The sequence below is a fragment of the Nocardia aurantiaca genome (assembly GCF_009708175.1).
GTDB lineage: Bacteria > Actinomycetota > Actinomycetes > Mycobacteriales > Mycobacteriaceae > Nocardia > Nocardia aurantiaca.
On sequence record NZ_WMBB01000007.1, the window covers coordinates 65,509 to 89,361 of the forward strand.

Below are 23,853 nucleotides of genomic sequence, written 5' to 3' on the forward strand. Positions count from 1 at the left end.
CTGCCCGATGCCCGCGACGCGCCCGTCACCGCATCACCCGGGCTCAACGTGTCAGGGTGCGCAGCGCGGCGATCAGGCCCGGACCGCCGTCGCCGAGGGGTGCGAGGAACCGGGCCTCGGCCTCGGCTCGGACCTGTTCTGCCGCGACCAGTCGAGCGTGGCCGTCAGGGGTGAGTTCGACGATGTTCTTGCGCCGGTCTTCGGGGCTGCGTCGCCGCGCGAGCAGGCCTTTGTCCTCGAGGGTGTCGGTGAACTGGGTCATGGTGGTGCGGTCGATGCCCAGTCGCTGGGCCACGTCCAGTTGCGAGAGCGGGGTGTCGGTGGCGTCCAGCAGGACGAGGATTGCCAGTTCCCGGCTGTCGATTCCCAAGGGCCGCAGGGCGGTTCCGATGTCGTCGGCCAACCGGTTGTAGGCGTGTTTGAGCAGGTAGCCGAGGCGGGAACGGAGCACATCGTCGGGGGTGGGCGCGGCCATGCGGACGATCATACCGTTGCCCTGATAGTCAGCGCTGCTGATGATCAGTATGATTGATGGAATGGTGGATATCGAATTCGGTGTGAAGACCACGCCCATGCGGGTCACGTACGACGACATCCTGCGAGTGTGGGAGGAGGCCGACGGCCTGCCGGAGATAGCGGACGCCTGGTTGTGGGATCACCTACTCCCCCTGACCGGACCCCCGAACGGTCCGGTCCTCGAGGGCTGGACCCTGCTCGCGGCACTGGCCGCGCGCACCCGGCGGCTGCGCCTGGGTCTGCTGGTGACCAGCAACCGAATCCGCGAGCCCGCGGTGCTCGGGAAGATCGCGAGCACGGTCGACACCGTCGCCGGGGGTCGGCTGATCATGGGCCTCGGCGTCGGCGGCACCCGTCAGCCCGCCGACACCGGCGGCATCGCCGGACCGAATCCGGCCGAGACCGAATACGCCGCCTATGGTCTGCCGATCGTCTCCCCCGGCGAGGGCCTGGCCCGGCTGGCCGAAACCATCGAGATTCTCGAAAAGATGTGGCGCGAGCCGGAGTTCGACTTCGAAGGCCGCTACTACACCCTGCGCCGCAATCACAACGAACCCAAGCCCGTCCGCCGCCCACCGCTACTGGTCGGCGGCTGGGGTGATCGCACGCTGCGACTGGTCGCCGAGCGCGCCGACCTGTGGAACATTCCCGGACCGCCGCACAACGGCCTCGACTTCCTCATCGAACGCTCGGGGGTCCTGGACGCGCACTGCGCCGAGCTCGGCCGCGATCCGGCGGAAATCACCCGATCGGTGCAGTACATCGTCGACTACGACGACCCCGCGGCTACCCGGGCCACGGTGCTGGAGCTGATCGACGCGGGTTTCACCCACATCGTGCTCAGCCTGCGCGCCCCCTACCCCGACAAGGTCGCGACGTGGCTGGTCGAGAAGGTGATCACCCGGTGCGCGAACGGCTCTGAGGAGGGCGCACCGGGGTGGGGAAAGGCGGTATGGGTCAGCGGGGATCGATGGCGCGGTGGCCGTGGCCCTGGCCGTCGTCGTAATACTCGGTGACGACGGTGGCGTCGATGACCTCACCGTCCGGGTCGATGACCACATTGCGGTAGCCGTAGGGCCCGACGGCGGTGGCGACGCGGCGCAGGCGGCGCGCGGCGAAGGCGGCCACGATCGGGCGGAACAGGAAGCGGGTGAAGGGCAGCAGGACCAGCAGGCCGAGCCCGGTGGTGAGCAGGCCGGGCACGAACATCAGGACCGCGCCGACAGCGACCAGAGCGCCGTCGGCGACGGCGGTGCTGGGTTCGAGTTCACCGCGGGCGGCGCGGCGGAAGCCCTGGAAGACGCGACGGCCCTGCGAGCGCACCAGCACCAGACCCACGGCCGAGCCCGCCAACAGCAGCAGGATGGTCGGGAAGACGCCGATGAAGTGCCCGACCACGACGAGGGTGGCGATCTCGGCGACGAAGTAGGCGAGGAACAACAGGGCAGGCATCGGGCGATCCTTTCGATCGATCTACCCGTGCAACGCGCGACGGCCCGGATTTTCTCCCGAGTGCGTCACCGGTCACATCGCTAGGCGCTGCCCGGCCGCACCAGTCCCGTCTCATAGGCCAGGACCACGGCCTGAACCCTGTCGCGCAGGCCGAGTTTGGTCAGCACCCGGCCGACGTGAGTCTTCACCGTCGCCTCGGACAGGAACAGCGCTCCCGCGATCTCGGCGTTGGAGCGCCCGGCCGCGATGTGCTCGAGCACCTCCCGTTCGCGGGCGGTGAGCACATCGAGCACCCCCGCATCGCGGCCGGCGGTCGGATCCTCGGCGATGAGCCGATCCAGCAGCCGCTTGGTCACCTTGGGCGACACCACCGCATCCCCCGCGGCGACACTGCGGATCGCGGAGATCAGGTCCTCCGGCGGGGTGTCCTTGAGCAGGAATCCACTGGCCCCCGCTCGCAACGCCCCCAGCGCGTGCTCGTCCAGGTCGAACGTGGTCATCACGAGAACCCTGCTCCCGCACCCGGATTCGATGATTCGCCCGGTCGCGGTCACTCCGTCGGTGACCGGCATCCGCACATCCATCAGCACGACATCCGGCCGTAACTCCCCCGCCCGCGCGATCGCGGTCGCCCCATTGTCGGCCTCCCCCACCACCTCGATGTCGGGGTGCGCACCGAGCACCATCCGCAATCCGGCGCGCATGAGCTCCTGGTCATCGACAACGAGAACGGTGATCGGCACCCTCACAACCTATCCGGCCGCCCGGTGCGCCCGCGCGAGAGGGCCGGGGTCGATATCCGAATGCTCTGGTCACAGCCGGTGCGGGCTCAGTCGGAGACGGCCCGATCCAGGGGGATGGTGGCGCGGACGGTCCAGCCGCCGTGGGGGTTTCGGCCAGCGGTGAGGACGCCGCCGAGAACGGCGATGCGTTCGCGCATGCCGACCAGGCCGAGGCCGCTGCCGGGGATGCGGGCGGCGGCCGGGGATGCGGTGAGAGGGAGAGTGGTTGGGGCGCTGCCGGATCCGGGGTGGCAGCCGCCGGGGGTGGGCGGGGTGACGGGGGTGCCGCCGGAATCGGCGATGTCGACGAGGACGTCGGTGGCGCGGCGGATGACCCGGACCTCGGCGTGCGGGTCGGAACCGGCGTGGCGGAGGGTGTTGGTGAGCGATTCCTGGACGATGCGGTGGATGCCGAGGCTGACCTCGGGGGTGATGGTGTCGAGTTCGCCGGACAGTTCCAGCGAGACGTCCAGGCCCGCGCTGCGCATCATGTCGACCACCTTGGCGATGCCGGCGGTGCCGTGCTGCGGAAGTTGTTCGGGCGCATGCTCGGTGCGCAGCAATTCGACGGTGCGGCGCAGTTCGCGCAGGGCGTCGCGGCCGGTGCCGGCGATGGTGGTGAGGGCCTGCTCGGCGGTGTCGGGGTCGTGGCGCAGGGCGAAGCGCGCGCCGTCGGCCTGCACGATGATGACGCTGACCGCATGCGCGACCACATCGTGCAGTTCGCGGGCGATGCGGGTGCGTTCGGCGGCGACCGCGTCGTGGGCGCGGCGTTCGCGGTCGTAGTCGGCGACGGCCAGACGAGCGGCGACCTCGGAGTCGTAGGCGTGGCGCGCGCCGACGAATTCGGCCAGCGTCCAGCACAACGCGTAGTAGAGCGCGGTGAACGCGATGTCGGTGCCCGACGGTTTGCCGATGGCGGCGGCCGAGATCAGGCTGTCGAGCACCAGGATGGCCAAATAGAGCAGTCCTTGGCGGCGGCCGACGTACGCGACGATCGTGTAGAGCATGATGCCGAGCCCGAGCAGCGCCGGATGCACCGAGGTGTCGCCCACCGCCCCGTGCACCAGGGAGGCGGTGATGGACAGCAGCACCACGCCGAGTGCCGCCGCGCGGGTGTGGGTGCGGCGGAACACGATCGGCAGCGGCAGCAGCATGCTGAAGACCAGATAGGTCGGCTTGTACTGGCTGTTGCCCAGGTCGAGCACATCGATGGTGAGCAGCAGCAACGCCACCACGGAATCGGTGATCAGCGGCTTGCCACGCAGCCATAAACTGAAGCGGCGCACCCGTTCACCCTACGTTCGCGCCAGGGGGTCGCCGTGTTCCGGCGCCCAACCGTTTGATCTTGCTCGGCGGCTTCTGGTTGGGTCGGCCTGTGAGCCTTGCGGACTGGGCGGTCTTGCTGACCGCGGCGACGGTGGCCGGATGGGTCGACGCGGTGGTCGGCGGCGGCGGCCTGATCGTGCTGCCCACCCTGTTCGTGGTGCTGCCCGGCCTGACGCCGCAGACCGCGCTGGGCACCAACAAGATCGCCGCCTTCTCCGGCACCAGCGCGGCCGTGATCACCTTCGCCCGCAGGGTGCCGATGCGCTGGAAGGTGCTGGTCCCCGGCGCGGTCATCGCCGCCGGCGCCGCCGCCGCCGGATCGGCGGCGGTGGCCCTCATCGACAAGAAGTACTTCATCCCCATTGTGATGGTCGTGCTCGTGGGCGTGGCCGTCTTCGTGACCCTGCGCCCGTCGGTGGGCGTCATCCTGGCCACCCATCCCCCGACCCGGCGCAAGACGATCCTGGTGGTGGCGCTGGCCGCGGGCCTGATCGGCCTCTACGACGGCCTGCTCGGCCCTGGCACCGGCACGTTCCTGATCATCACCTTCGCCACCCTGCTGGGCACCGAATTCGTGCGCGCCGCGGCCATGGCGAAGGTCATCAACTGCGGCTCGAACCTGGGCTCGCTGATCTTCCTGGCGAGCACCGGCCACGTGTTGTGGGCGCTGGGTCTGTCCATGGCGGTCGCGAATGTGGCCGGATCCGTAGTGGGTTCGCGCATGGCCGTGGCGAAGGGCGCGGGCTTCGTCCGCGCCGTCTTGCTGGTTGTCGTCATCGCCATGGTCATCCGCCTGGGCTGGCAGCAGTTCAGCGGCTGATCGGACGCGTCAGACGCGCGCGTCCTCGGCGGACCGATGCCCGCCGGGCAGCGAGCGCGGGCCCCCGCCGTCGAAGGCGGAGCGCTGCAAGGACTCCGGGCCGAGCCGGTGCACGGCGGCCGGCGACCGGAAGGCTTCGGGCTCCTGGCGTAGCGGCCCGTCGGGCAGCAATGAGGTTTGCTCCCCGGGAAGTTCGCGCGGCGTGGCCGTCTCGGGCTGAGTCAGCCACGGCGCCAGCACCTTCGAGGTGGTCTCCTGGATCTTGCGTTGCAGCGCTTCGCCGTCCTCGAGACCGGGCCGCTGGAACAGCACGGTGAGCGCACCCGATACGGCGCCCACCACCGCGCCCACGAGCGCGGCCGCGCCGACGTCGTCGAGTTCGTCGGGGAAGGCCGCGCGCAGCTGGCGCGCGATCTCCTGCTGGGAGGCGAGTTGGGCGTAGGCGGCGCGGCCCGATACGGCGGGCACAGTGCGCGACACCTGCGCGCGAAGCACGGCGATGCGGGCGGCCAGGGTGTCGCCGAGGTGCTCGCCGGGATTGTCGCCGGCGGCGCGCAGGGCGCGCAGCAGCACCTCGACGGGACGTTCCCCGGCGCGGCGGGTGGCGATGGCGCGCACGGCGGCCTGCACACGTTCGTCCGGCTCGGGGAACAGCAGTTCCTCTTTGCTGGCGAAGTAGTTGAAGAACGTCCGGGTGCCGACCTCGGCGGCGGCCGCGATGTCGGCGACGGTGGTCGCCTCATAACCTCGGCTCTCGAACTGTTCGACGGCGGCTTCGAGCAGGGCTCGGCGGGTGCGTTCCCGTTTGCGATCGCGGAGTGCGGATGGCGGCACGCGGGCAGACAGTACGGCATCCGATCAGCGAAACGCGGCATGTGCAGCTGTTGTGCGCGCCGTTTCATACTGTGCTGTTGCGCACTTCATGCATTGTTGCAGCGTATGCACGTTTGCAGGGCGCGAATTCCGGTCGGAGTACGCCGATTCTTGAACGCCCGGCGTGTCGGCCTCTAGCGTGGTGCGGGTGAGCATCGCTACCACCGTCGTGGACGAGCAGTTCCGCGCGCTGCCGCTGTCCGCGCTCGCCGACGCCGCACTGAGCGCGGCCCGCGCGGCCGGGGCCGAGTACGCCGACCTGCGCGTACACCGACTTGTGCAGCAGTCCATCCGATTGCGCGACGGCCGCGTCGAATCGGTGTCCGACAGCACCGATCTCGGCTTCGCGGTGCGCGTGATCGTCGACGGCACCTGGGGTTTCGCCTCGCACGCCGACCTCACCACCGACACCGCCGCCGAGGTGGCGCGGCGTGCGGTGACCGTGGCGCAGACCCTGCGCGCGCTCAATCGCGAGCGCGTCGAACTCGCCGCGGAGCCGCGCTACGACGGCGTCGAGTACGTCTCCGCCTACGACCTGGACCCCTTCGAGGTGCCGACACCGGAGAAAGTGGCGCTGCTGCTGAACTATTCGGAGCGCCTGAAGGCCGCCGACGGCGTCGATCACGTGACGGCATCCGTGCTCCAGGTCAAGGAGCAGACCTTCTATGCCGACACGTTCGGTTCCCGCATCACCCAGCAGCGTGTCCGCCTGCACCCGCAGTTCGAGGCCATCACCGTGGACCCCTCGGCGGGCGTGTTCGAGACCATGCGCACCCTGGCCGCTCCGGCCGGGCGCGGCTGGGAGTACGTGACCGGCGCGGACGGCATCTGGGACTGGACGGGCGAACTCGCGCAGATGCCGGAGTGGCTGGCCGAGAAGGTGAAGGCCCCCAGCGTGCAGGCCGGTCCTGCCGATCTGGTCATCGACCCCACCAATCTGTGGCTGACCATTCACGAGTCCATCGGCCACGCCACCGAGTACGACCGGGCCATCGGCTACGAATCCGCCTACGCGGGCACCTCTTTCGCCACCCCCGATCTGCTCGGCACCCTGCGATACGGCACCCCGATCATGCATGTCACCGGCGATCGCACCCAGGAGCACGGCCTGGCCACGGTCGGCTGGGACGACGAGGGGGTAGCCGGGCAGCGCTGGGATCTGGTGCGCGACGGCGTGCTGGTCGGCTACCAGCTCGACCGCATGTTCGCGCCGCGGCTGGGTCTCGAGCGCTCCAACGGCTGCTCCTACGCCGATTCGGCGCATCATGTGCCGATTCAGCGCATGGCCAACGTGTCACTGCAACCCGATCCCGAGCGTGACACCAGCACCGCCGAGCTGATCTCCCGGGTGGAGAACGGCATCTACATCGTCGGCGACAAGTCGTGGTCGATCGATATGCAGCGCTACAACTTCCAGTTCACCGGCCAGCGGTTCTTCCGCATCCGCAACGGCGAGCTGGCCGGGCAGCTGCGCGATGTCGCCTACCAGGCCACCACCACCGACTTCTGGGGTTCGATGGAAGCCGTCGGCGGACCCTCGACATGGATGCTGGGCGGCGCGTTCAACTGCGGCAAGGCCCAACCCGGACAGGTGGCGGCGGTCTCGCACGGCTGCCCGTCGGTGCTGGTGCGCGGCATCACCATTCTCAATACCCGCGCCGAAGCCGGGCAGTAGGAAAGGACCGACACGGTGAGTGTGCTCCCCGCCCCCGAGGTCGTCGATCACGCGCTGCGGGCCTCCCGCGCGGACGAGGCCATGGTGATCGTCACCGACGCCCATGAGGCGTCGCTGCGCTGGGCCGGCAACTCCATGACCACCAACGGTTCCTCGGTGTCGAGGGACTGGGCGGTCATCTCGGTGTTCCGCGACGGGCCGAATGCCGCCCGCGTGGGCAGCGTGAGTTCCACGAGCGTGGATCCCGCCGATATCGAGGCCGTGGTGCGCGCGAGTGAAGAGGCCGCGCGCACCGCCGAACCCGCGCGCGACGCCATGCCGCTGCTGGATCCGGACGCCATCGACGTCGACACCCTGGACCGGTTGCTGGATTGGGAGGGCGAACCGGCGACCACCGATATCGGAGTCTTCACCACGCTGGCACAGGATCTCGCCGAGGGCTTCGACCGCGCGGACCGCCTCTACGGTTTCGCCCACCACCAGATGCACTCCACCTGGCTGGGCACCTCGACCGGCCTGCGTCGGCGCTGGGTGCAGCCCACCGGCTCGGTGGAGATCAATGGCAAGCGCGGCGAGGGTGCGGAGCTGGCCAGCGCCTGGGTCGGCGCCGGCACCACCGATTTCGCCGATGTCGACACTCCCGGGCTGCTGGCCGAACTGTCGCGCCGCCTGGATTGGAGCAAGCGGCGGGTCGAGATGCCCGCGGGCCGCTACGAGACCCTGTTGCCACCATCCGCGGTCGCCGATCTCATGATCTACATGGCCTGGAGCATGGAGGGCCGCGGCGCGCACGAGGGCCACACCGCGTTCTCCCGTGCAGGCGGTACCCGAATCGGGGAGCGGCTCACCGGGATTCCGCTCACCCTGTACTCGGATCCGAGCGCGGCGGGCCTGGAGTATCGACCGTTCGTGGCGACGCCGTCCTCCTCGGAGTCGCTGTCGGTGTTCGACAACGGCCTCACCGCGCAGCGCACCGACTGGGTGCGCGAGGGCGTGATCGAGTCGCTGGTCTACCCGCGCGCCACGGCCGCCGAGTTCGACGCGCCGGTCACGGTGCCGGGTGAGAACCTGCTCATGACCGGCGGCGGCGACGCCACCCTGCCGGACATGGTCGCGCGCACCGAACGCGGCCTGCTGCTGACCTGCCTGTGGTATATCCGGGAGGTCGATCCGGCCACCCTGCTGCTCACCGGCCTGACTCGTGACGGCGTCTATCTGATCGAGAACGGTGAGGTCACCGCCGCGGTCAACAACTTCCGCTTCAACGAGAGTCCCCTGGATCTGCTGCGCCGGGTCAGCGAGGCGGGCCGCACCGAGATCACGCTGCCCCGCGAATGGAAGGACTGGTTCACCCGAACGGCCATGCCGCCATTGCGGATTCCGGACTTCCATATGTCCTCCGTCAGCCAGGCCACCTAGCGCGAAGCCCGACGGTTTCCCGGAAACGTCTCACGACGATATACCTCTTTCACTTCGTCATCGGCGGAGTGAAGGAGGCCGTCGATGTCGGGCGGTGTCACCCGCGACAGGATGGTCGCTCTCAGCGGCGGCGATATCGCCCGTGCCTGCCTGCAACAGGGCCTGCCCGAGGAGGTCCGCGTCGATCTCGTGCCGGTGCCGCTCGGCGACGGCGCCCCGGTGCCGGGTGCGTCTCGAATGCGCCCGTGCTGTCGGAGGATCCCGAGATTATGGCGGTACCTGGCGTCACCTACCTGAAGGACCGCACCCGCGCAGGCGTGGTTGCGCTGTCGGCGAACCGGTTGTCGCGGCGGTCGCACCGCGCGCATCCTGGGAGTGAGGCAACGTAATCATGTAATCGGGATGGTGGTCGTCGTGGACGACGAAGCTGCCCTCTCGTCGATGGACGAGAACGCGAACTCAGCGGCATCGACTCCCTCGCCCGGCTTCGGAACCCCGGATGCCGCGGCGTTGGACTCCTATTCGCGCACGGTGATCGCCGTCGCCAAATCGGTGACGCCGCACGTGGCCAGCGTGCAGACCCGGCGCGGCGGCGGCTCGGCGGTGGTGTTCACCGACGACGGATTCCTGCTCACCAACGCCCACGTGGGGGTGAGGCGACCCATGGGACCGTGGTGTTCGCCGACGGGCTGGAATCGAAATTCGATGTGGTGGGCGTGGATCCGCTCTCGGACCTGTCGGTGTTGCGCGCCCACGGCGGCGCTCCCGCCGCGGTGCGCCTCGGCGACGCCGACCGCCTGGTGGTCGGGCAATTGGTGGTGGCCATCGGCAGCCCGCTGGGGCTGGCCGGGTCGGTGACCGCGGGCGTGGTGAGCGCACTCGGCCGGTCGGTGCCGGTGGGCAATCGGCGCGCCGCCCGGGTGATCGAGGATGTCATCCAGACCGACGCCGCCCTGAACCCCGGCAATTCCGGTGGGGCGCTGGCGGATTCGGCGGGCCACGTCGTCGGCGTCAACACCGCCGTCGCCGGAATCGGCCTGGGTCTGGCCATTCCGATCAATGCCACCACCCGCCGCATCATCAGCACTCTGCTCACCGAGGGCCGGGTCCGGCGCGCCTACCTGGGCGTAGTGGGCGTTCCCGCTCCCCTGCCGACGGCCGTGGCGGCCCGCACCGGCCAGGACGCCGGCTTGCGCATCGTGGAGGTGGTGCGCGGCGGTCCGGCCGAACGCGCCGGATTGCGGCGCGGGGACCTGATGCTCAGCATCGCGCGCACCGAAATCCGTGATGCACAGGGCATTCAGCGGCAGCTGTTCGCCGACGCCATCGGCCGCTCGATGCCGGTGACCGTGCTGCGCAACGGCGCGATGGTGGATGTCATCGCGGTGCCGGTGGAGCTCGCCGCCGATTGAACTGGGCGGCTAGGACGCCGAACGCTGCTCCGCACCGCTGGGCTGCCAGCTATCGGCCAGCGCATCCAAGGGAATCTCCAGTGCCCGGCTCAATGCCACCACGGTCCCGAACGCCGGAGTGGGCAGACGACCCGATTCGATCTTGCGCAGCGTCTCCGGCGAAATACCCGCGCTAGCGGCCACTTCCAGTAGATCCCGGCCGCCGCGGGCAGCGCGCAGCGCGGCACCCAGGCGGCGACCGGCTTCGACCTGTGCGGGCGTGAGAGGCAGTCGGACCATGCCCGCCACCCTACGGCTGGTATTTAAATACCGCAACCCGCTATGGTCGGTATAAAAATACCAATCCAGGAGGTTGTCATGGTAGAGCTCAAGAGCCCGGCCGAAATCGAACGCATGCGGGTGACCGGGCAGTTCGTGGCCGCCGTGCTGAGCGAACTACGGGAGAAGGCGCAGATCGGGGTGAATCTACTGGACCTGGAGGCCGTGGTGCGCGAACGCATCCGCGAGCGCGGCGCGGTCTCCTGCTACTGGGACTATTCACCCTCCTTCGGGCGCGGCCCGTTCCGCAACACCGTCTGCCTCTCGGTCAATGACGCCGTGCTGCACGGCCTTCCATTCGATTACGCGCTGCGCGATGGCGATGTGCTGACCATGGATCTGGCGGTGAGCATCGACGGCTGGGTAGCCGACGCGGCCGTCACCACCATCGTCGGCACCCCTGATCCGGAGGACGCGCGCCTGGTCCGCACCACTGAGGAGGCCCTCGCGGCGGCCATCGCGGCGGCCGAGCCGGGCAACACCATCGGCGACCTGTCCGCGGCCATCGCGCAGGTCGCGCGCGCCAACGGCTATCCCGTCAATACCGAGTTCGGCGGGCACGGCCTGGGCCGCACCATGCATGAGGACCCGCACGTACCCAATCAGGGACGCGCCGGCCGCGGCTTCCGGCTGCGGCCCGGGCTCACCCTCGCCATCGAACCGTGGTTCGCCCGCACGACCGACCGCATCGTCACCGACCCCGACGGCTGGACGCTGCGCTCGGCCGACGGCTCGCGCACCGCGCACTCCGAGCACACGATCGCCATCACCGACGCCGGTCCGCAGGTGCTGACCCGCGCGGTCTGAACGTTGCGGCCCGAGCGCGGAAACCCGAACGGCGCGTCGGGTTTCCGCGCTCGGCCACGCGGCGGCATCCACACGCCGGCCGCACGGCCTCGACCGTCGCTACCAGCGAACGCCCGCCTGCTGATCGACATGAATTCCTTCCATGACCGCGCCTTTCGCGGTGTGCGCTTGACCACGCCACTGTGATCCAGCTAACGTCTCGCCGGACTAAGCGCCCGCTTAGTTTACATGTGACCGGAGCCACGTCATCCCCTCGACGGACATCCGGCTGATTCGATCGGCACCTGCTTCCCAGGTGCAGGCTCGTGAAGGACCACAGATGAGGACAATCGCCGCCACCTCCGCCCTGCTGATCGGCTCCGCCGTCATCGGCTGCGGAACGGCCAACGCCGCCCCAGCCCTCGCAGATCAGGCCCCGGTGAACTACGTCGCGAACACCGGCGCCGATGGCGCCACGGTGATCCGGACCGACGCCGGCTCGATGAGCGTCGACAATGGCGTGTTCACCATCAAGGCCGCCGACGGCGCCGTGCTCACCGGCGCCGAATTGTCCTTCCGCGTGGACGATTTCGTCTTCCCCATCGCCGCCGAGATCCACGACCGCACCGCCACCCTGATCCCGCAGTTCGACGAAGCCCACGCGGTCTACCAGCCGGTCGCGTTGCCGTTCGAGGATCAGGCCGGATTCAAGAGCCAATTCGAGCGCGAGCAGTACGCCTGGAATCGCCTGCGAGACACCGTCGGCATGGGCGCCACCGTCGGCACCTTCGTAGGCGGTATCGGCGGCGCGGCGCTGGGCTGCCTGGTGGGCGCGGGTGTCGCGGGCGTGGCGACCGCGCCGGTGCTGGCGCTGTTCGGCGCGGGCCCGCTCGCGGGTTGCCTCGGCGGCGCGGCCGCGGTCGGCTTCCTGGGCACCCTGGCCGGTCAGCTGTTCGTGACCGCCCCGGTGGCGATCGCCGCCGCGGTCCAGTACTTCACCACCATCAACGCCCCGTTCGCGCCGCCCGCCCCCAAACCGGCGGCCTGACCCCCGAGCTCGCGCCGGGACCGCCACGTCATCAGGGGTCCGGTGCTCGCGCACCGGCCGGGTGTCCCTCGCACCCGGCCGGTGATCGGGTGAAACACTTTCTGGGAGATACTCATTCGATGGGTAACGACGACAACGCGCCGATCGCCGAGGACGGCAGCCGTGACACCGCCGCGGTGGCGCATCTGGAGCTCGCCCAGCGCCGCTTCCCCGAGGGCCAGCGCCGGATCTTCTTGGCCGCCATCGATGCCTTCGCCGAGCGCGGCTTCCACGCCACCACCACCCGCGATATCGCCGCCCGCGCCGGACTGAGCCCGGCGGGCCTGTACGTGCACTTCGGTTCCAAAGAGGAAGTGCTCTATCGCATTTCACTGTCATCCATGCGCCTGACCCTGCAGGTCGCCACGGCCGCGGCCACCGGATCCGGCAGTGCCGCCGACCAGCTCGCCGCCGTGGTCCGCGACCTGACGGTCTGGCATGCCGAACACGCCGCCTCGGTGCGCGTGGTGCTGCACCATATGACCGACCTCACCCCGGAGCATCGCTGCGAGGTCATCGATATTCAGATCGCCATCCACCGGCTGGTCCGCGATCTGGTCGGCCAGGGGCTCGCCGACGGTGTCTTCGATGTCGCGGACACCAATGCCGCCACACTGGCCCTGATGTCACTGTGCGTCGACACGGCCCGCTGGTACTACCGGGATTACCGCCGTACGCCGGACGAGATCGGCGCCGACTACGCCGTCCTCGCGCTGCGCATGGTCGGGGCGAATCCCGCGTAGCGTTGCCCGGCCTCGGCCTGCGGCAGGGCGGCCGTTCACCACCGGATCGACCGGCACCGTTGAGCTAATCGGACGTCAAGGGCTGACAGCGCGGGAGCGGGCGGAACCGGATCGCATCGGCGACCGGGTCCATCAGCGCCGCCGGATCGCAGTTGTCGCCGAGTTCACCGCGGGCCATCGCGCGCTGGGACTCCGGTTGTTCGCGGCCGAGCCGGTCGCCCGAGAACGAGGATCCGACCGCCGCCGGGTGCGGGCGGGTGGCGGGTGCCCCGCGTCGCCCGCCGTGACCGGATAGGCTGCGGATGTGGACAACCCGTTCGGGCCCGTGGGCACCGCGAACTACGTCAATCTGGTCACCTATAAGAAGGACGGCACACCGGTCGGTACTCCGGTGTGGGCCGCACTCGACAACGGCCGCCTCTATGTCTGGACCGTCACCGACAGCTGGAAGGTCAAGCGCGTCCGCCGCAATCCCGATGTCACGCTGCAGCCGTGCGATCTGCGCGGCAAGACTCACGGCGAGATCGTGAAGGGTAGCGCGACCGTGCTCGACGCCGCCGGAACCGAGCGGGTGCGCGATCTCATCAAGCGCCGCTACGGAATCCAGGGCTGGCTGGTTGTCACCCTGAGCAAGGTGCGTCGCGGCAGCGCGGGCACCATCGGCATCGAGATCATTCCGGTGTAACGGAATTCGCGCTCCACGGTAGCGCTGTGCTTTTCGTACAACCGCTCACGATGAGCATCACCGCGCCGATGCCGACTGGCACTGCCAGCGCGTGCCGGTTTCGATCTTTCCTTGTCACTCCGCGATGGTGGACAGCGGGATTACGGAACGACGTCCCTCGGGCGGGAAGCAGGGGGCGAGTTCGCGTCGTCGTGGAGAAGAGCATCATCTGACGGCCACGTCCGTTGATCGGGTGGGGTCGCTCGGTGGCATTGGCTTTGAGTGACTGCCCGAGCGCTGGTACGTCAACAGTGTCGTCGCCGGCCCCGGTCGCCCAGGGCCTCGGAATGCGGACCTACATGAACTGCTGAGCGCCGGATTCCTCAACGATGTGCCTCGACCCGCTGTTACTCCAGCTCGCCTTCGGTTTCCAGATAGATCTGCCGCAGCCGATTCAGGGTGTCGCTCTCCGGCTGCTCCCAGAGTTTCCGCTCCGCCGCTTCCAACAATCGCTCCGCAATTCCATGCAGCGCCCAGGGATTCGACTGCCGCATGAACGTCCGATTCGTCTCGTCGAAAACATAGGATTCGGCGAGCTTTTCGTACATCCAATCGGCGACCACATTCGTGGTGGCGTCGTAGCCGAACAGATAGTCGACGGTGGCGGCCATTTCGAACGCGCCCTTGTAGCCGTGCCGACGCATGGCCTCGAGCCAGCGCGGATTCACCACGCGCGCCCGGAACACCCGGGTGGTCTCCTCGGAGAGCGTGCGGGTGCGCACCGCATCCGGGCGGGTACTGTCGCCGATGTAGGCCTCGGGATTCTTGCCGGTGAGCGCCCGCACCGCCGCGACCATGCCGCCGTGGTACTGGAAATAGTCGTCGGAGTCGGCGATATCGTGCTCGCGGGTGTCGGTGTTCTTGGCCGCCACCGCGATTCGCCGGTATGCGGTACGCATGTCGTCCGCGGCTGGCGCGCCGTCCAGGTCGCGGCCGTAGGCGAAACCCCCCCATGCCGTGTATACCTGGGCCAGATCGTCGTCGGTGCGCCAGCTCTTGGAATCGATGAGCTGCAGCAGGCCCGCGCCGTAGGTGCCCGGCTTGGAGCCGAAAATCCGTGTGGTGGCGCGGCGTTCGTCGCCATGCCCGGCCAGGTCGGCCTGGGCGTGGGCGCGCACGTAGTTCGATTCCAGGGGCTCATCGAGTCCGGCGGCCAGGCGCACGGCATCGTCCAGCAGGGCCAGCACGTGTGGGAAGGCGTCGCGGAAGAAGCCGCTGATACGCACGGTCACGTCGATGCGCGGGCGGCCCAGCTCGCCGAGGCCGATGGCCTCGAGCCGGGTGACGCGGCGGCTGGCCTCGTCCCACACCGGCCGCACGCCCAGCAGGGCGAACACCTCGGCGATGTCGTCGCCGGAGGTGCGCATGGCCGAGGTGCCCCACACCGACAGGCCCACCGAGCGCGGGTACTCGCCGTGATCGGCCAGGTACCGCTCGAGCAGCGAATCCGCCATGGCCTGACCGGTTTCCCAGGCCAGCCGCGACGGCACCGCCTTCGGATCGACCGAGTAGAAGTTGCGACCGGTGGGCAGCACATTGATCAGGCCGCGCAACGGCGATCCGCTGGGCCCCGCCGGAACGAACCCGCCGCCCAACGCGTGCAGGATGCGCGAGATCTCGATCCCGGTCTGCCGCAGACGCGGCACCACCTCGGTCGCCGCGAAGCCCAGCACCTTGCGCACGGCGGCCAACCGGGCGGGGACATCGGTGATTCCGGCCCCTTCGGCGAGTTCCCCGGCGAGCAGGCTCTCGCTGACCGCGTCGATGGAGTCGACATCCCAGTCGACCTCCTGCATGGTCAGTACCAGCTCGCGCGCCAGCTTCTCGAAGGCGTCCACCCGCTCGCGGGCCTCGTCACCGGATTCGCTGAGCCCCAAGGCTTCTCGTAGACCCGGCACGTTCACCTCGCCGCCCCACAGCTGTCGGGCGCGCAGCATGGCCAGCACCAGATCGACCTCGGCCTCCCCCGCCGGGGCCTGCCCCAGGATGTGCAGGCCGTCGCGGATCTGCACGTCCTTGATCTCGCACAGCCAGCCGTCGACGTGCAGCAGCATGTCGTCGAAGGATTCCTCGTCCGGCCGTTCGGTCAGCCCCAGATCGTGGTCCAGCTTGGCCGCGCGCATGAGCGTCCAAATCTGCTGGCGGATGGCGGGCAGCTTGGCCGGGTCGAGGGCGGAGATATTGGCGTGCTCGTCGAGCAGCTGCTCCAGACGCGAGATGTCGCCGTAGGTTTCGGCACGCGCCATGGGCGGGATCAGATGATCGACCAGGGTGGCGTGGGCGCGACGCTTGGCCTGTGTGCCCTCGCCCGGGTCGTTGACCAGGAACGGGTAGATGAGCGGCAGGTCGCCCAGCGCGGCGTCGGTGCCGCAGGACGCCGACATGCCGAGGGTCTTACCCGGCAGCCACTCCAGATTCCCGTGCTTGCCCAGGTGCACCACGGCGTCTGCGGCGAAGCCCTCCGGCGCGGCCAGCCAGCGGTAGGCGGCCAGATAGTGGTGACTCGGCGGCAGATCCGGGTCGTGGTAGATGGCCACGGGGTTCTCGCCGAAGCCGCGCGGCGGCTGCACGATCAGTACCACATTGCCGAAACGCAGTGCGGCGATGACGATTTCGCCGTCGGGATCGGCGGATCGATCCACATAGAGCTCACCCGGCGGCGGCCCCCACGCCGCGACGACGGCCTCGCGCAGATCCTCGGGCAGCGTCTCGAACCACCGCGAATACAGCCCCGCGCCGATGCGAATCGGGTTGCCCTCCAGCTGTTCCGCGCTCAGCCAGTCCAGGTCCTGTCCGCCGGCGGCGATGAGCGCGTGGATCAGCGCGTCGCCATCGGCCTGCTCCAGGCCCGGGATCTCGCCCTCGACGCCGAGATCGTAACCGGCAAGGCGCATTTCGGTGAGCAGCCGGATGGCGCTCGCGGGTGTGTCGAGGCCCACGGCATTGCCGATGCGCGCGTGCTTGGTGGGGTATGCCGACAGCACGATGGCGATCTTCTTCCGGTGCGCCGGAATGTGCCGCAGCCGCGCGTACCGCACGGCGATGCCCGCCACCCGCGCCGCCCGCTCGGCATCGGGCACATAGGTCGACAGCCCGTCGGCGTCGAACTCCTTGAACGAGAACGGCACCGTGATGATGCGCCCGTCGAACTCCGGCACCGCCACCTGGGTGGCCACGTCCAGCGGGGACAGGCCGTCGTCATTGGCCTCCCACTGGTCGCGGCCGCTGGTCAGGCACAGACCCTGCAGGATCGGCACATCCAGATCGGCGAGCGCACCCACATCCCAGGCCTCGTCGTCACCACCGGCCGACGCGATCGCGGGCTTGGTGCCACCGGCCGCCAGCACGGTGACCACCAGCGCGTCCACCTTGCGGAGCTCGGCCAGCAGTCCGGGCTCCGCGGTGCGCAGCGAGGCGCAGTACACCGGCACGGCCCGCGCGCCCTTGTCCTCGATGGCCGCGCACAGCGCCTCGACGTAGCCGGTGTTCCCGGCCAGATGCTGGGCGCGGTAGTACACCACCGCGACCGTCGGGGCGTCCATCGCGACCGGGCGCGAATCCCGTTCCAGCGCACCCCAGCTCGGCATCTCCACCGGCGGCTCGAAGCCGTGCCCGGTCAGCAGCACGGTGTCGGACAGGAAGTTGTGCAGCTGCAGCAGGTTTCGCGGTCCGCCCGCCGCCAGGTAGTTGTGCGCGTCGGCGGCCACCCCGCCGGGCACCGTGGAGCACTCCATGAGCTCGGCGTCCGGGGCGATCTCACCGCCCAGCGCGACCAAGGCAATCCCGCTGGCGCGCACCGTGTCCAGGCCCGATTCCCAGGCGCGTTTGCCGCCGAGGATGCGCACGATCACCAGCTCGGCGCCGTCGAGCAGGGCGGGGAGATCCTCGGGCAGCAGGCGCGCGGGATTGGCGAGCCGGTAGTCGGCGCCGCTGGCGCGCGCGCTGAGCAGATCTGTGTCGGAGGTGGACAGCAGCAGGATCACGGGTTTTCAAGCCTTCCTAGGGTGACGCGCCCAGCACGGTTCGGCGCTCGCCGGAAGGTCTGACTGTCACAGTGGCGCGACCGCACCGGAATTGCACCGGTTTCTTCCGTTCGACGAGCTCGCCGATGCTATCGCGCCGTCCTGGCAGGAGCGGTACCGCGCCCGGATCACAGTGCGGCAAAGCCTCGTCCACACACCTGGGCGACCGACCGGTCCGCGCGTACGCTGCCGGTATGCCAACCACTCCGAGATGGGTCAGGCGGAATCGCTTTGCTGCCTGGTCGGGATACTTTTGCGCATTGGTCGCCTTCGCGACGCTGGCCATGGCCCTCACCGCCGCCGGCTCCGGTCACACCCAGTGGGCGCTGGTCGCCGGCCTCATCTGCGCCGCCACATTGCTGTTCGGCCTCACGGTCATGACCACCACCGTCCACCGCGACCACGTCGAACGCCACAACGCCCCCAGCCTCCTCAACGACACCTGGGAATCCACCCCCGCCTTCGTCCGCCGCCGCGGCGCCCCCCAGGCCATCGAACCCCGCCTCACGCGCTGACCGCCGCGTACGAATCCCACCGCCAGGATTCCGGATCCACGACCGGAATCTCTTCGTGCCAGTGCCCTCGCACACAGATCCGACCCTGCCACTCCCCCGTCTCGCGCATCCTGTCATCCGCGACTCCGACGAGTTATATGCTTAGATTGCAATATCTCTAGATTCGGATACCCGGGCCAGGTTGTTCGGCTCAGCCCGGCCGGTGGGTGCTCGACCTCGGCATCCTCCGTAGGCTGGGGGCCGTCATGACACGAACCGATCCCGATTCCTGCCCGGGCGTGCTGCGCCTGCATCAAGCGGCCGATGGCCCCCTCGCCCGTGTCCGGGTGCCGGGTGGGCGCCTCTCCCCCGAGCAGCTGCACGCCCTCGCCGCGGCGGCCGTCGATTTGGGCGACGGCAATATCGAACTCACTTCCCGGGGCAATGTGCAGTTCCGGCAGGTGCGCGATGCGGCGACACTCACGGACCGACTCACCGAGGCGGGGCTGCTGCCCAGCGCCACTCATGAGCGGGTGCGGAATGTCGTCGCGTCCCCGCTGTCGGGGCGGCTCGGCGGGTGGACCGATGTGCATCCGCTGGTTCCGGCCCTCGACGAAGGCCTGCGTGCGCACCCGCGTCTGGCGGAGTTGCCGGGACGGGTGCTGTTCACCCTCGATGACGGTCGCGGAGATGTCAGCGGCCTCGGCGGGGATTTCGGCGTGCACGCGCTCGACGAGAATACCTACGCACTCCTGTTGGCGGGCAAGGACTCCGGAGTGCGGGTGCCCGCCGCCGAGGCGGTCGACCTCATGCTCGCTGCCGCCCACGGCTTCCTCGAACTGCGGGACGGCCAGTGGCGGTTGCATGAGATCCCGGACGGCGGCGCGCGACTGACCGATCATCTGCTGGCCACCCGTTCCGGGCTGGATGCCTCGGCCCAGCCGCTGGAACTGGCTGTGCACGAGGACATTCCGATCGGCTGGCTGAATCAGGACGACGAGCGGGTGGCGCTCGGCGCCGGCGTAAGGCTCGGTTCGCTGCCCGCCCGCACCGCCGAATTCATCGCCGCCGTCGAGCGTCCCGTCTTCGTCACCCCCTGGCGCAGCCTGGTCATCACCGATCTGGACGAGTGGGCAGCCGAGCAGGTGGTCCGCGTGCTCGCCCCCATGGGCCTGATCTTCGACGCCAACTCCTCATGGCTGCTGGTCAGCGCGTGCGCGGGCATGCCAGGCTGCGCGAAGTCGCTCACCGACGTGCGCGCCGACGCCACCGAGGCCGTGGACTCCGGCCGCGTCGTCCCCACCGGCGCACCGCAATTCGCGCGCGAGCGCCTCGACGCCGAGGATGTCGTCGCCGTCGGTCGCCAGCACTGGTCCGGCTGCGGCCGCCGGTGCGGCCGCCCGAAGGGCTCGGTCACCGACGTCGTCGCCGGCGTGGACGGCTACCGCATCGTCCCCGCGGAGTAGATCGCGCCGAATAGACCCGCGTATCCGCTGGATCCGCGTACTCCCGGCCGAGCGAACACGTTCGACCCCGCCGGGCGAGCCGCACTCAGTTCCACCGAGCAGACCACGTGCTCCCGCCGGCCGCGCCCCCGATCCCGGTGCATCCCCTCACGATCCGGCGGTCAGTCCGTCCCGGACCCGGCTGCCGTTGTGATCCGGTGCAGCTCCAGCGTGCAACATTTCACGCTGCCGCCGGATTTGAGCAGTTCCGACAGGTCGATGCCGACCGGGTCGTAGCCGCGCGCCCGCAACTGTTCGGCCAGGTCGGCGGCCTTCTCGGTGAGGAAGACGTGGTATCCGTCACAGACCCCGTTCAGCCCCAGCACATTCGCGTCCTCCTCGGTCGCGATGACGGCATCCGGGTACATCCGCGCCAGCAACCGTGCGCTGGGCCCGCTGAAGGCGCCCGGGTAGTAGGCGATGGTGTCGTCGAGCACCATGAGTGCGGTGTCGAGGTGGTAGAATCGCGGATCCACCAGATCCAGTGAGACGACCGGCAATCCGAAGAACTCGGCCACCTCGTCGTGCGCGGCACGAGCGCTGCGGAAACCGGTCCCGGCCAGGATGCGATCGCGGGCGATGGCGAAATCGCCTTCGCCCTCATTGGTTTCGCGGGCAGCGGACACGGCGGTGAAGCCCTGCGTGCACATCCAGCCGTGATAGGCCGGACCTTCCTGCGCGCGTTCTGGATTGGCGAAGCGCGCCGAGAGCGCCCTGTCCTCGATGATCAGTCCGCCATTGGCGGCGAACACCATATCGGGCAGTCCGGCAACGGGTTCGATGACCTCGACCCGATGCCCGTGCGCCTCGTAGGCGGCCCGCAGACCGTCCCACTGGGCGAGCGCCAGAGCCCGGTTCACGGGGTCGGAGGTGTTCATCCACGGGTTGATGGCGTAGGTGACGTCGAAGTGTTCCGGACGGCACATGAGGTAGCGGCGGGGTACGGGCCGGCGGGCAGCGGGACCGCGGGCGGGCAGAGTGGCTACGGACGTCAACGAGACTCCCTCGGAAGCGGCGTGGACGGGGCTGAACCGAAGGTAGGGGGCGTAGCGTTGCGCCGGAAATAGCGAATCGTTGCGTTGATCACCGCGATGGCGACGATTCGTTGCATCCGACCGATGCGGAGACGTCAGTGCGACGGGAGCGACCATGGACGACCTCGACCGCCGGATCCTCGCCCACCTGCTCAAGAACGCCCGCGCCTCCTTCCAGGACATCGGCGCGGGCATCGGTCTGTCCGCGCCCGCGGTCAAGCGGCGCGTCGACAAGATGGTGGCGGGCGGCCACATCACCGGGTTCACCGCCGTGGTGAACCCGGCCGCGCTCGGCTGGCGGACGGAGGCGTATGTCGAAGTGTTCTACCGCGACAACATCTCCCCCGCCGAACTGCGCCGCGGTCTCGAACCCATTCCGCAGGTGGTCGGCGTGTGGACGATCGCCGGCGAGGCCGACGCCCTCGTCCACGTGATGGCCACCGACATGGCCGAGATCGAGGCGACCGTCGAGCGCATTCGCGAGAACGCGCGCGTCGGGCGCACCCGCAGCAATATCGTCATGTCGCGCCTGCTCGAACGCCCGCGCACCTGAACCGGCCTGCCCCGAAACCTTTCGATGTGGCCGGCCGCACTACCCGCTCAGCGTCGCCCCGACGGCGAAATCTAGGGTGGACACCATGTCCGACGTGCGTGCCAGCTACCTCAAGGACGGGGCCGAGATCTATCGGCGCTCGTTCGCGACCATCCGGGCCGAGGCCGATCTGGCCCGGTTCCCGGCGGACGTGTCGCAGGTGGTGGTGCGCATGATCCATGCCTGCGGACAGGTGGATCTCGCGGACGAGGTGGAATTCAGCGCCGATGTGGTGGCCAAGGCACGGGCCGCGCTGCAGGCCGGTGCGCCGATCCTGTGCGACGCCAAGATGGTCGCCGCGGGCGTGACCCGCAAGCGGCTGCCCGCCGGCAACGACGTGCTGTGTCTGCTCGACGACCCCCGGGTGCCGGAACTGGCCGCTCGCATGGACAACACCAGATCCGCTGCGGCACTGGAACTCTGGAGCGACCGGCTGGACGGCGCGGTGGTGGCCGTCGGCAATGCGCCGACCGCCCTGTTCCATCTGCTGGACATGCTGGACGCCGGGGCGCCCCGTCCCGCCGCCGTGCTCGGCATTCCGGTCGGGTTCATCGGGGCCGCGGAATCCAAGCAGGCTCTGGCCGAATACGGCGGCGTCGAATTCCTGACCGTGCGGGGCCGGCGCGGCGGCAGCGCCATCACCGCCGCCGCCCTCAATGCGATTGCGAGCGAACAAGAATGAGTAAGCTCTGGGGTGTCGGGCTCGGGCCCGGCGATCCGGAACTGGTGACGGTGAAGGCCGCGCGGGTCATCGGCGAGGCCGATGTCATCGCGTTCCACAGTGCGCGTCACGGCCGCAGCATCTCCCGTGCCATCGCCGCCCCCTACATGCGGGACGGCCAGCTCGAGGAGCACCTGGTCTATCCGGTGACCACCGAGACCACCGACCACCCGGGCGGCTATCAGGGCGCGATCGACGAATTCTACGAGCGCGCGGCGGCCGTGCTGGCCGAACACCTTTCGGCCGGTCGCACCGTCGCGCTGCTCGCCGCCGGCGACCCGCTGTTCTACAGCTCGTTCATGCATATGCATCGCCGCCTGGCCGACCGCTTCGACACCGAGATCATCCCCGGCGTCACCTCGATCAGCGCCGCCTCGGCCGCCCTGGCCACTCCCCTGGTGGAAGGCGACCAGGTCCTCACCGTCCTCCCCGGCACCATGCCGGCCGAGGAACTCACCCGCCGCCTCCGCGAAACCGACGCGGCCGCCATCATGAAGCTCGGCCGCACCTATCCCGGTGTCCGCCGGGCCCTCTCCGACTCCGGCCGCCTCGCCGACGCCTATTACGTCGAACGCGCGAGCTCCGATCGCCAGCGCGTCCTGCGCGCCGCCGACGTCGACGACGCGAGCGTCCCCTACTTCGCGATCACGGTCGTCCCGGGCCCGACACCCGCCACCCGAATTCCCTTGACCGATGCGGCCATGGATCAGAGCGCTCGCGTCACCACCGGCGCGGCCGCGAACGACGCGACGCCCGCACCGAATCCGGTTGTAGCGCAATCGGAGCCGGTCGGCGAGGTCGTGGTGGTAGGTCTCGGCCCCGGCGCGGAGGGCTGGACCACACCCGAGGTGGCGCGGGCGCTGGCCGAGGCGACCGACATCGTCGGGTACACCACGTATGTGAACCGGGTGCCGGTGCGGCCGGGGCAGCGGCGGCATGCCAGCGACAATCGGGTCGAATCCGAGCGGGCCGGCATGGCCCTGGATATGGCCAAGCAGGGCGCGAGGGTCGTGGTCGTCTCGTCCGGGGATCCGGGGGTGTTCGCCATGGCGGCGGCGGTGATCGAGGAGTCGGCGGATCCGCAGTGGCGGGAGGTGCCGGTGCGGGTGCTGCCCGGGGTGACCGCGGCCAGTGCGGTGGCGAGCCGGATGGGCGCGCCGCTGGGGCATGATTTCGCCATGATCTCGTTGTCGGATCGCCTCAAGCCGTGGGAAACGGTGGCGCGGCGTATTTCGGCGGTGGCGTCGGCGGATATGGCGTTCGCCGTCTACAACCCGGCGTCGTCGCAGCGCACCTGGCAGGTGGCGGCCATGCGTGATCTCGTGCTCGAGCATCGCAAGCCGCAGACGCCGGTGGTGATCGGCCGCGATGTGGGCGGTCCCGCCGAATCGGTGCGGGTGGTGACGCTGGCCGAGCTGGATCCCGCCGAAGTGGACATGCGGACCCTGTTGATCGTCGGCGCGTCCACCACCACGGTGTTCGACGCGGCCGGTGGCCCGCGGGTGTTCACGTCGCGTCGCTACGGAGATTAATATTCCACTGTAGAACG

The 23,853-nt window shown here is 69.5% G+C and carries 21 protein-coding genes, 1 pseudogene and 1 riboswitch; of the genes and pseudogenes, 14 read left to right on the top strand and 8 right to left on the bottom strand.

Going from position 1 to position 23,853, the window contains the following annotated elements:
• Window positions 1-43: 43 nt before the first annotated feature.
• Entirely contained in the window at window positions 44-475 is a 432-nt protein-coding gene (locus GLP40_RS15910) for a MarR family winged helix-turn-helix transcriptional regulator (RefSeq protein ID WP_154788718.1), read from the bottom strand.
• Between the two features lie 61 nt (window positions 476-536).
• Here GLP40_RS15910 and GLP40_RS15915 point away from each other — a divergent pair, with 61 nt between their 5' ends.
• Window positions 537-1,532 carry an LLM class flavin-dependent oxidoreductase gene (locus tag GLP40_RS15915; RefSeq protein ID WP_230329631.1) on the top strand — a complete coding sequence of 332 codons (996 nt, stop codon included), beginning with the start codon at window positions 537-539 and terminating at the stop codon, window positions 1,530-1,532.
• Here the strand turns inward: GLP40_RS15915 and GLP40_RS15920 are convergent.
• The 3 genes from GLP40_RS15920 to GLP40_RS15930 form a co-directional block, all read right to left on the bottom strand.
• Window positions 1,474-1,968 carry an FxsA family protein gene (locus tag GLP40_RS15920; protein WP_154788719.1) on the bottom strand — a complete coding sequence of 165 codons (495 nt, stop codon included), beginning with the start codon at window positions 1,966-1,968 and terminating at the stop codon, window positions 1,474-1,476. The two genes, GLP40_RS15915 and GLP40_RS15920, sit on opposite strands and share 59 nt — an antisense overlap.
• An 80-nt stretch (window positions 1,969-2,048) precedes the next feature.
• Window positions 2,049-2,711, bottom strand: coding sequence for a response regulator transcription factor (locus GLP40_RS15925; protein ID WP_328290229.1), 663 nt, complete (start codon window positions 2,709-2,711; stop codon window positions 2,049-2,051).
• Between the two features lie 86 nt (window positions 2,712-2,797).
• On the bottom strand, window positions 2,798-4,039 hold the full coding sequence (locus GLP40_RS15930; protein WP_328290230.1) for a sensor histidine kinase: 1,242 nt from the start codon (window positions 4,037-4,039) through the stop codon (window positions 2,798-2,800).
• A gap of 89 nt (window positions 4,040-4,128) precedes the next feature.
• Here GLP40_RS15930 and GLP40_RS15935 point away from each other — a divergent pair, with 89 nt between their 5' ends.
• On the top strand, window positions 4,129-4,899 hold the full coding sequence (locus GLP40_RS15935) for a TSUP family transporter (protein WP_328290231.1): 771 nt from the start codon (window positions 4,129-4,131) through the stop codon (window positions 4,897-4,899).
• 9 nt (window positions 4,900-4,908) lie between these two features.
• Here GLP40_RS15935 and GLP40_RS15940 read toward each other — a convergent pair whose 3' ends face one another.
• Window positions 4,909-5,733 carry a TetR/AcrR family transcriptional regulator gene (locus GLP40_RS15940; protein ID WP_328290232.1) on the bottom strand — a complete coding sequence of 275 codons (825 nt, stop codon included), beginning with the start codon at window positions 5,731-5,733 and terminating at the stop codon, window positions 4,909-4,911.
• 187 nt (window positions 5,734-5,920) lie between these two features.
• Between GLP40_RS15940 and GLP40_RS15945 the strand changes: the two genes are divergently transcribed.
• From GLP40_RS15945 to GLP40_RS15955, 3 genes and pseudogenes are all read left to right on the top strand, one after another.
• Window positions 5,921-7,447, top strand: a complete 1,527-nt coding sequence (locus GLP40_RS15945) for a TldD/PmbA family protein (protein WP_407671606.1) — start codon at window positions 5,921-5,923, stop codon at window positions 7,445-7,447.
• A 21-nt stretch (window positions 7,448-7,468) separates the two neighbouring features.
• Window positions 7,469-8,866 carry a TldD/PmbA family protein gene (locus GLP40_RS15950; protein ID WP_328290305.1) on the top strand — a complete coding sequence of 466 codons (1,398 nt, stop codon included), beginning with the start codon at window positions 7,469-7,471 and terminating at the stop codon, window positions 8,864-8,866.
• Between the two features lie 606 nt (window positions 8,867-9,472).
• Window positions 9,473-10,278 (top strand): annotated as a pseudogene (locus GLP40_RS15955) (S1C family serine protease).
• 9 nt (window positions 10,279-10,287) lie between these two features.
• Here GLP40_RS15955 and GLP40_RS15960 read toward each other — a convergent pair.
• Window positions 10,288-10,557: a helix-turn-helix transcriptional regulator gene (locus GLP40_RS15960; protein ID WP_154788720.1), complete on the bottom strand. Its 270-nt coding sequence runs from the start codon at window positions 10,555-10,557 to the stop codon at window positions 10,288-10,290.
• A gap of 78 nt (window positions 10,558-10,635) precedes the next feature.
• Between GLP40_RS15960 and map the strand changes: the two genes are divergently transcribed.
• The 4 genes from map (at window position 10,636) to GLP40_RS15980 (ending at window position 13,897) form a co-directional block, all read left to right on the top strand.
• On the top strand, window positions 10,636-11,403 hold the full coding sequence (gene map / locus GLP40_RS15965) for a type I methionyl aminopeptidase (RefSeq protein WP_154788721.1): 768 nt from the start codon (window positions 10,636-10,638) through the stop codon (window positions 11,401-11,403).
• A 319-nt stretch (window positions 11,404-11,722) separates the two neighbouring features.
• Window positions 11,723-12,430, top strand: coding sequence for a hypothetical protein (locus GLP40_RS15970; RefSeq protein WP_154788722.1), 708 nt, complete (start codon window positions 11,723-11,725; stop codon window positions 12,428-12,430).
• Between the two features lie 119 nt (window positions 12,431-12,549).
• Window positions 12,550-13,212, top strand: a complete 663-nt coding sequence (locus GLP40_RS15975) for a TetR/AcrR family transcriptional regulator (protein ID WP_154788723.1) — start codon at window positions 12,550-12,552, stop codon at window positions 13,210-13,212.
• Between the two features lie 304 nt (window positions 13,213-13,516).
• Window positions 13,517-13,897 (top strand): PPOX class F420-dependent oxidoreductase, encoded by a 381-nt coding sequence (locus tag GLP40_RS15980; RefSeq protein WP_328290233.1) that lies wholly within the window; start codon window positions 13,517-13,519, stop codon window positions 13,895-13,897.
• A 386-nt stretch (window positions 13,898-14,283) separates the two neighbouring features.
• Here GLP40_RS15980 and cobN read toward each other — a convergent pair whose 3' ends face one another.
• Window positions 14,284-17,919 carry a cobaltochelatase subunit CobN gene (gene cobN, locus GLP40_RS15985; protein ID WP_328290234.1) on the bottom strand — a complete coding sequence of 1,212 codons (3,636 nt, stop codon included), beginning with the start codon at window positions 17,917-17,919 and terminating at the stop codon, window positions 14,284-14,286.
• 47 nt (window positions 17,920-17,966) lie between these two features.
• Window positions 17,967-18,036, bottom strand: a riboswitch (adenosylcobalamin-variant (AdoCbl-variant) riboswitch).
• A gap of 182 nt (window positions 18,037-18,218) precedes the next feature.
• Here cobN and GLP40_RS15990 point away from each other — a divergent pair.
• Both GLP40_RS15990 and cobG read left to right on the top strand, forming a co-directional pair.
• Window positions 18,219-18,473 carry a hypothetical protein gene (locus GLP40_RS15990; RefSeq protein ID WP_154788724.1) on the top strand — a complete coding sequence of 85 codons (255 nt, stop codon included), beginning with the start codon at window positions 18,219-18,221 and terminating at the stop codon, window positions 18,471-18,473.
• Between the two features lie 245 nt (window positions 18,474-18,718).
• Window positions 18,719-19,918 carry a precorrin-3B synthase gene (gene cobG, locus GLP40_RS15995; RefSeq protein ID WP_154788725.1) on the top strand — a complete coding sequence of 400 codons (1,200 nt, stop codon included), beginning with the start codon at window positions 18,719-18,721 and terminating at the stop codon, window positions 19,916-19,918.
• 161 nt (window positions 19,919-20,079) lie between these two features.
• Here the strand turns inward: cobG and ddaH are convergent, their stop codons facing one another.
• Window positions 20,080-20,952: a dimethylargininase gene (ddaH, locus tag GLP40_RS16000; protein WP_230329632.1), complete on the bottom strand. Its 873-nt coding sequence runs from the start codon at window positions 20,950-20,952 to the stop codon at window positions 20,080-20,082.
• A gap of 154 nt (window positions 20,953-21,106) precedes the next feature.
• On the opposite strand from ddaH, the gene GLP40_RS16005 reads away from it, so the two are divergent.
• From GLP40_RS16005 to cobJ, 3 genes are all read left to right on the top strand, one after another.
• On the top strand, window positions 21,107-21,544 hold the full coding sequence (locus GLP40_RS16005; protein ID WP_154788726.1) for an Lrp/AsnC family transcriptional regulator: 438 nt from the start codon (window positions 21,107-21,109) through the stop codon (window positions 21,542-21,544).
• A gap of 85 nt (window positions 21,545-21,629) precedes the next feature.
• Window positions 21,630-22,265, top strand: a complete 636-nt coding sequence (locus GLP40_RS16010; RefSeq protein ID WP_154788727.1) for a precorrin-8X methylmutase — start codon at window positions 21,630-21,632, stop codon at window positions 22,263-22,265.
• Window positions 22,262-23,836, top strand: a complete 1,575-nt coding sequence (cobJ, locus tag GLP40_RS16015; RefSeq protein ID WP_154788728.1) for a precorrin-3B C(17)-methyltransferase — start codon at window positions 22,262-22,264, stop codon at window positions 23,834-23,836. The genes GLP40_RS16010 and cobJ overlap by 4 nt, the downstream gene beginning before the upstream one ends.
• The last annotated feature ends 17 nt before the right edge of the window (window positions 23,837-23,853 follow it).

Coding starts and splice junctions, on each gene's coding strand:
- GLP40_RS15910 (WP_154788718.1), bottom strand. CDS start 475: ATGGCCGCGCCCACCCCCGACGATGTGCTCCGTTCCCGCCTCGGCTAC.
- GLP40_RS15915 (WP_230329631.1), top strand. CDS start 537: ATGGTGGATATCGAATTCGGTGTGAAGACCACGCCCATGCGGGTCACG.
- GLP40_RS15920 (WP_154788719.1), bottom strand. CDS start 1,968: ATGCCTGCCCTGTTGTTCCTCGCCTACTTCGTCGCCGAGATCGCCACC.
- GLP40_RS15960 (WP_154788720.1), bottom strand. CDS start 10,557: ATGGTCCGACTGCCTCTCACGCCCGCACAGGTCGAAGCCGGTCGCCGC.
- map (WP_154788721.1), top strand. CDS start 10,636: ATGGTAGAGCTCAAGAGCCCGGCCGAAATCGAACGCATGCGGGTGACC.
- GLP40_RS15970 (WP_154788722.1), top strand. CDS start 11,723: ATGAGGACAATCGCCGCCACCTCCGCCCTGCTGATCGGCTCCGCCGTC.
- GLP40_RS15975 (WP_154788723.1), top strand. CDS start 12,550: ATGGGTAACGACGACAACGCGCCGATCGCCGAGGACGGCAGCCGTGAC.
- cobG (WP_154788725.1), top strand. CDS start 18,719: ATGACACGAACCGATCCCGATTCCTGCCCGGGCGTGCTGCGCCTGCAT.
- GLP40_RS16005 (WP_154788726.1), top strand. CDS start 21,107: ATGGACGACCTCGACCGCCGGATCCTCGCCCACCTGCTCAAGAACGCC.
- GLP40_RS16010 (WP_154788727.1), top strand. CDS start 21,630: ATGTCCGACGTGCGTGCCAGCTACCTCAAGGACGGGGCCGAGATCTAT.
- cobJ (WP_154788728.1), top strand. CDS start 22,262: ATGAGTAAGCTCTGGGGTGTCGGGCTCGGGCCCGGCGATCCGGAACTG.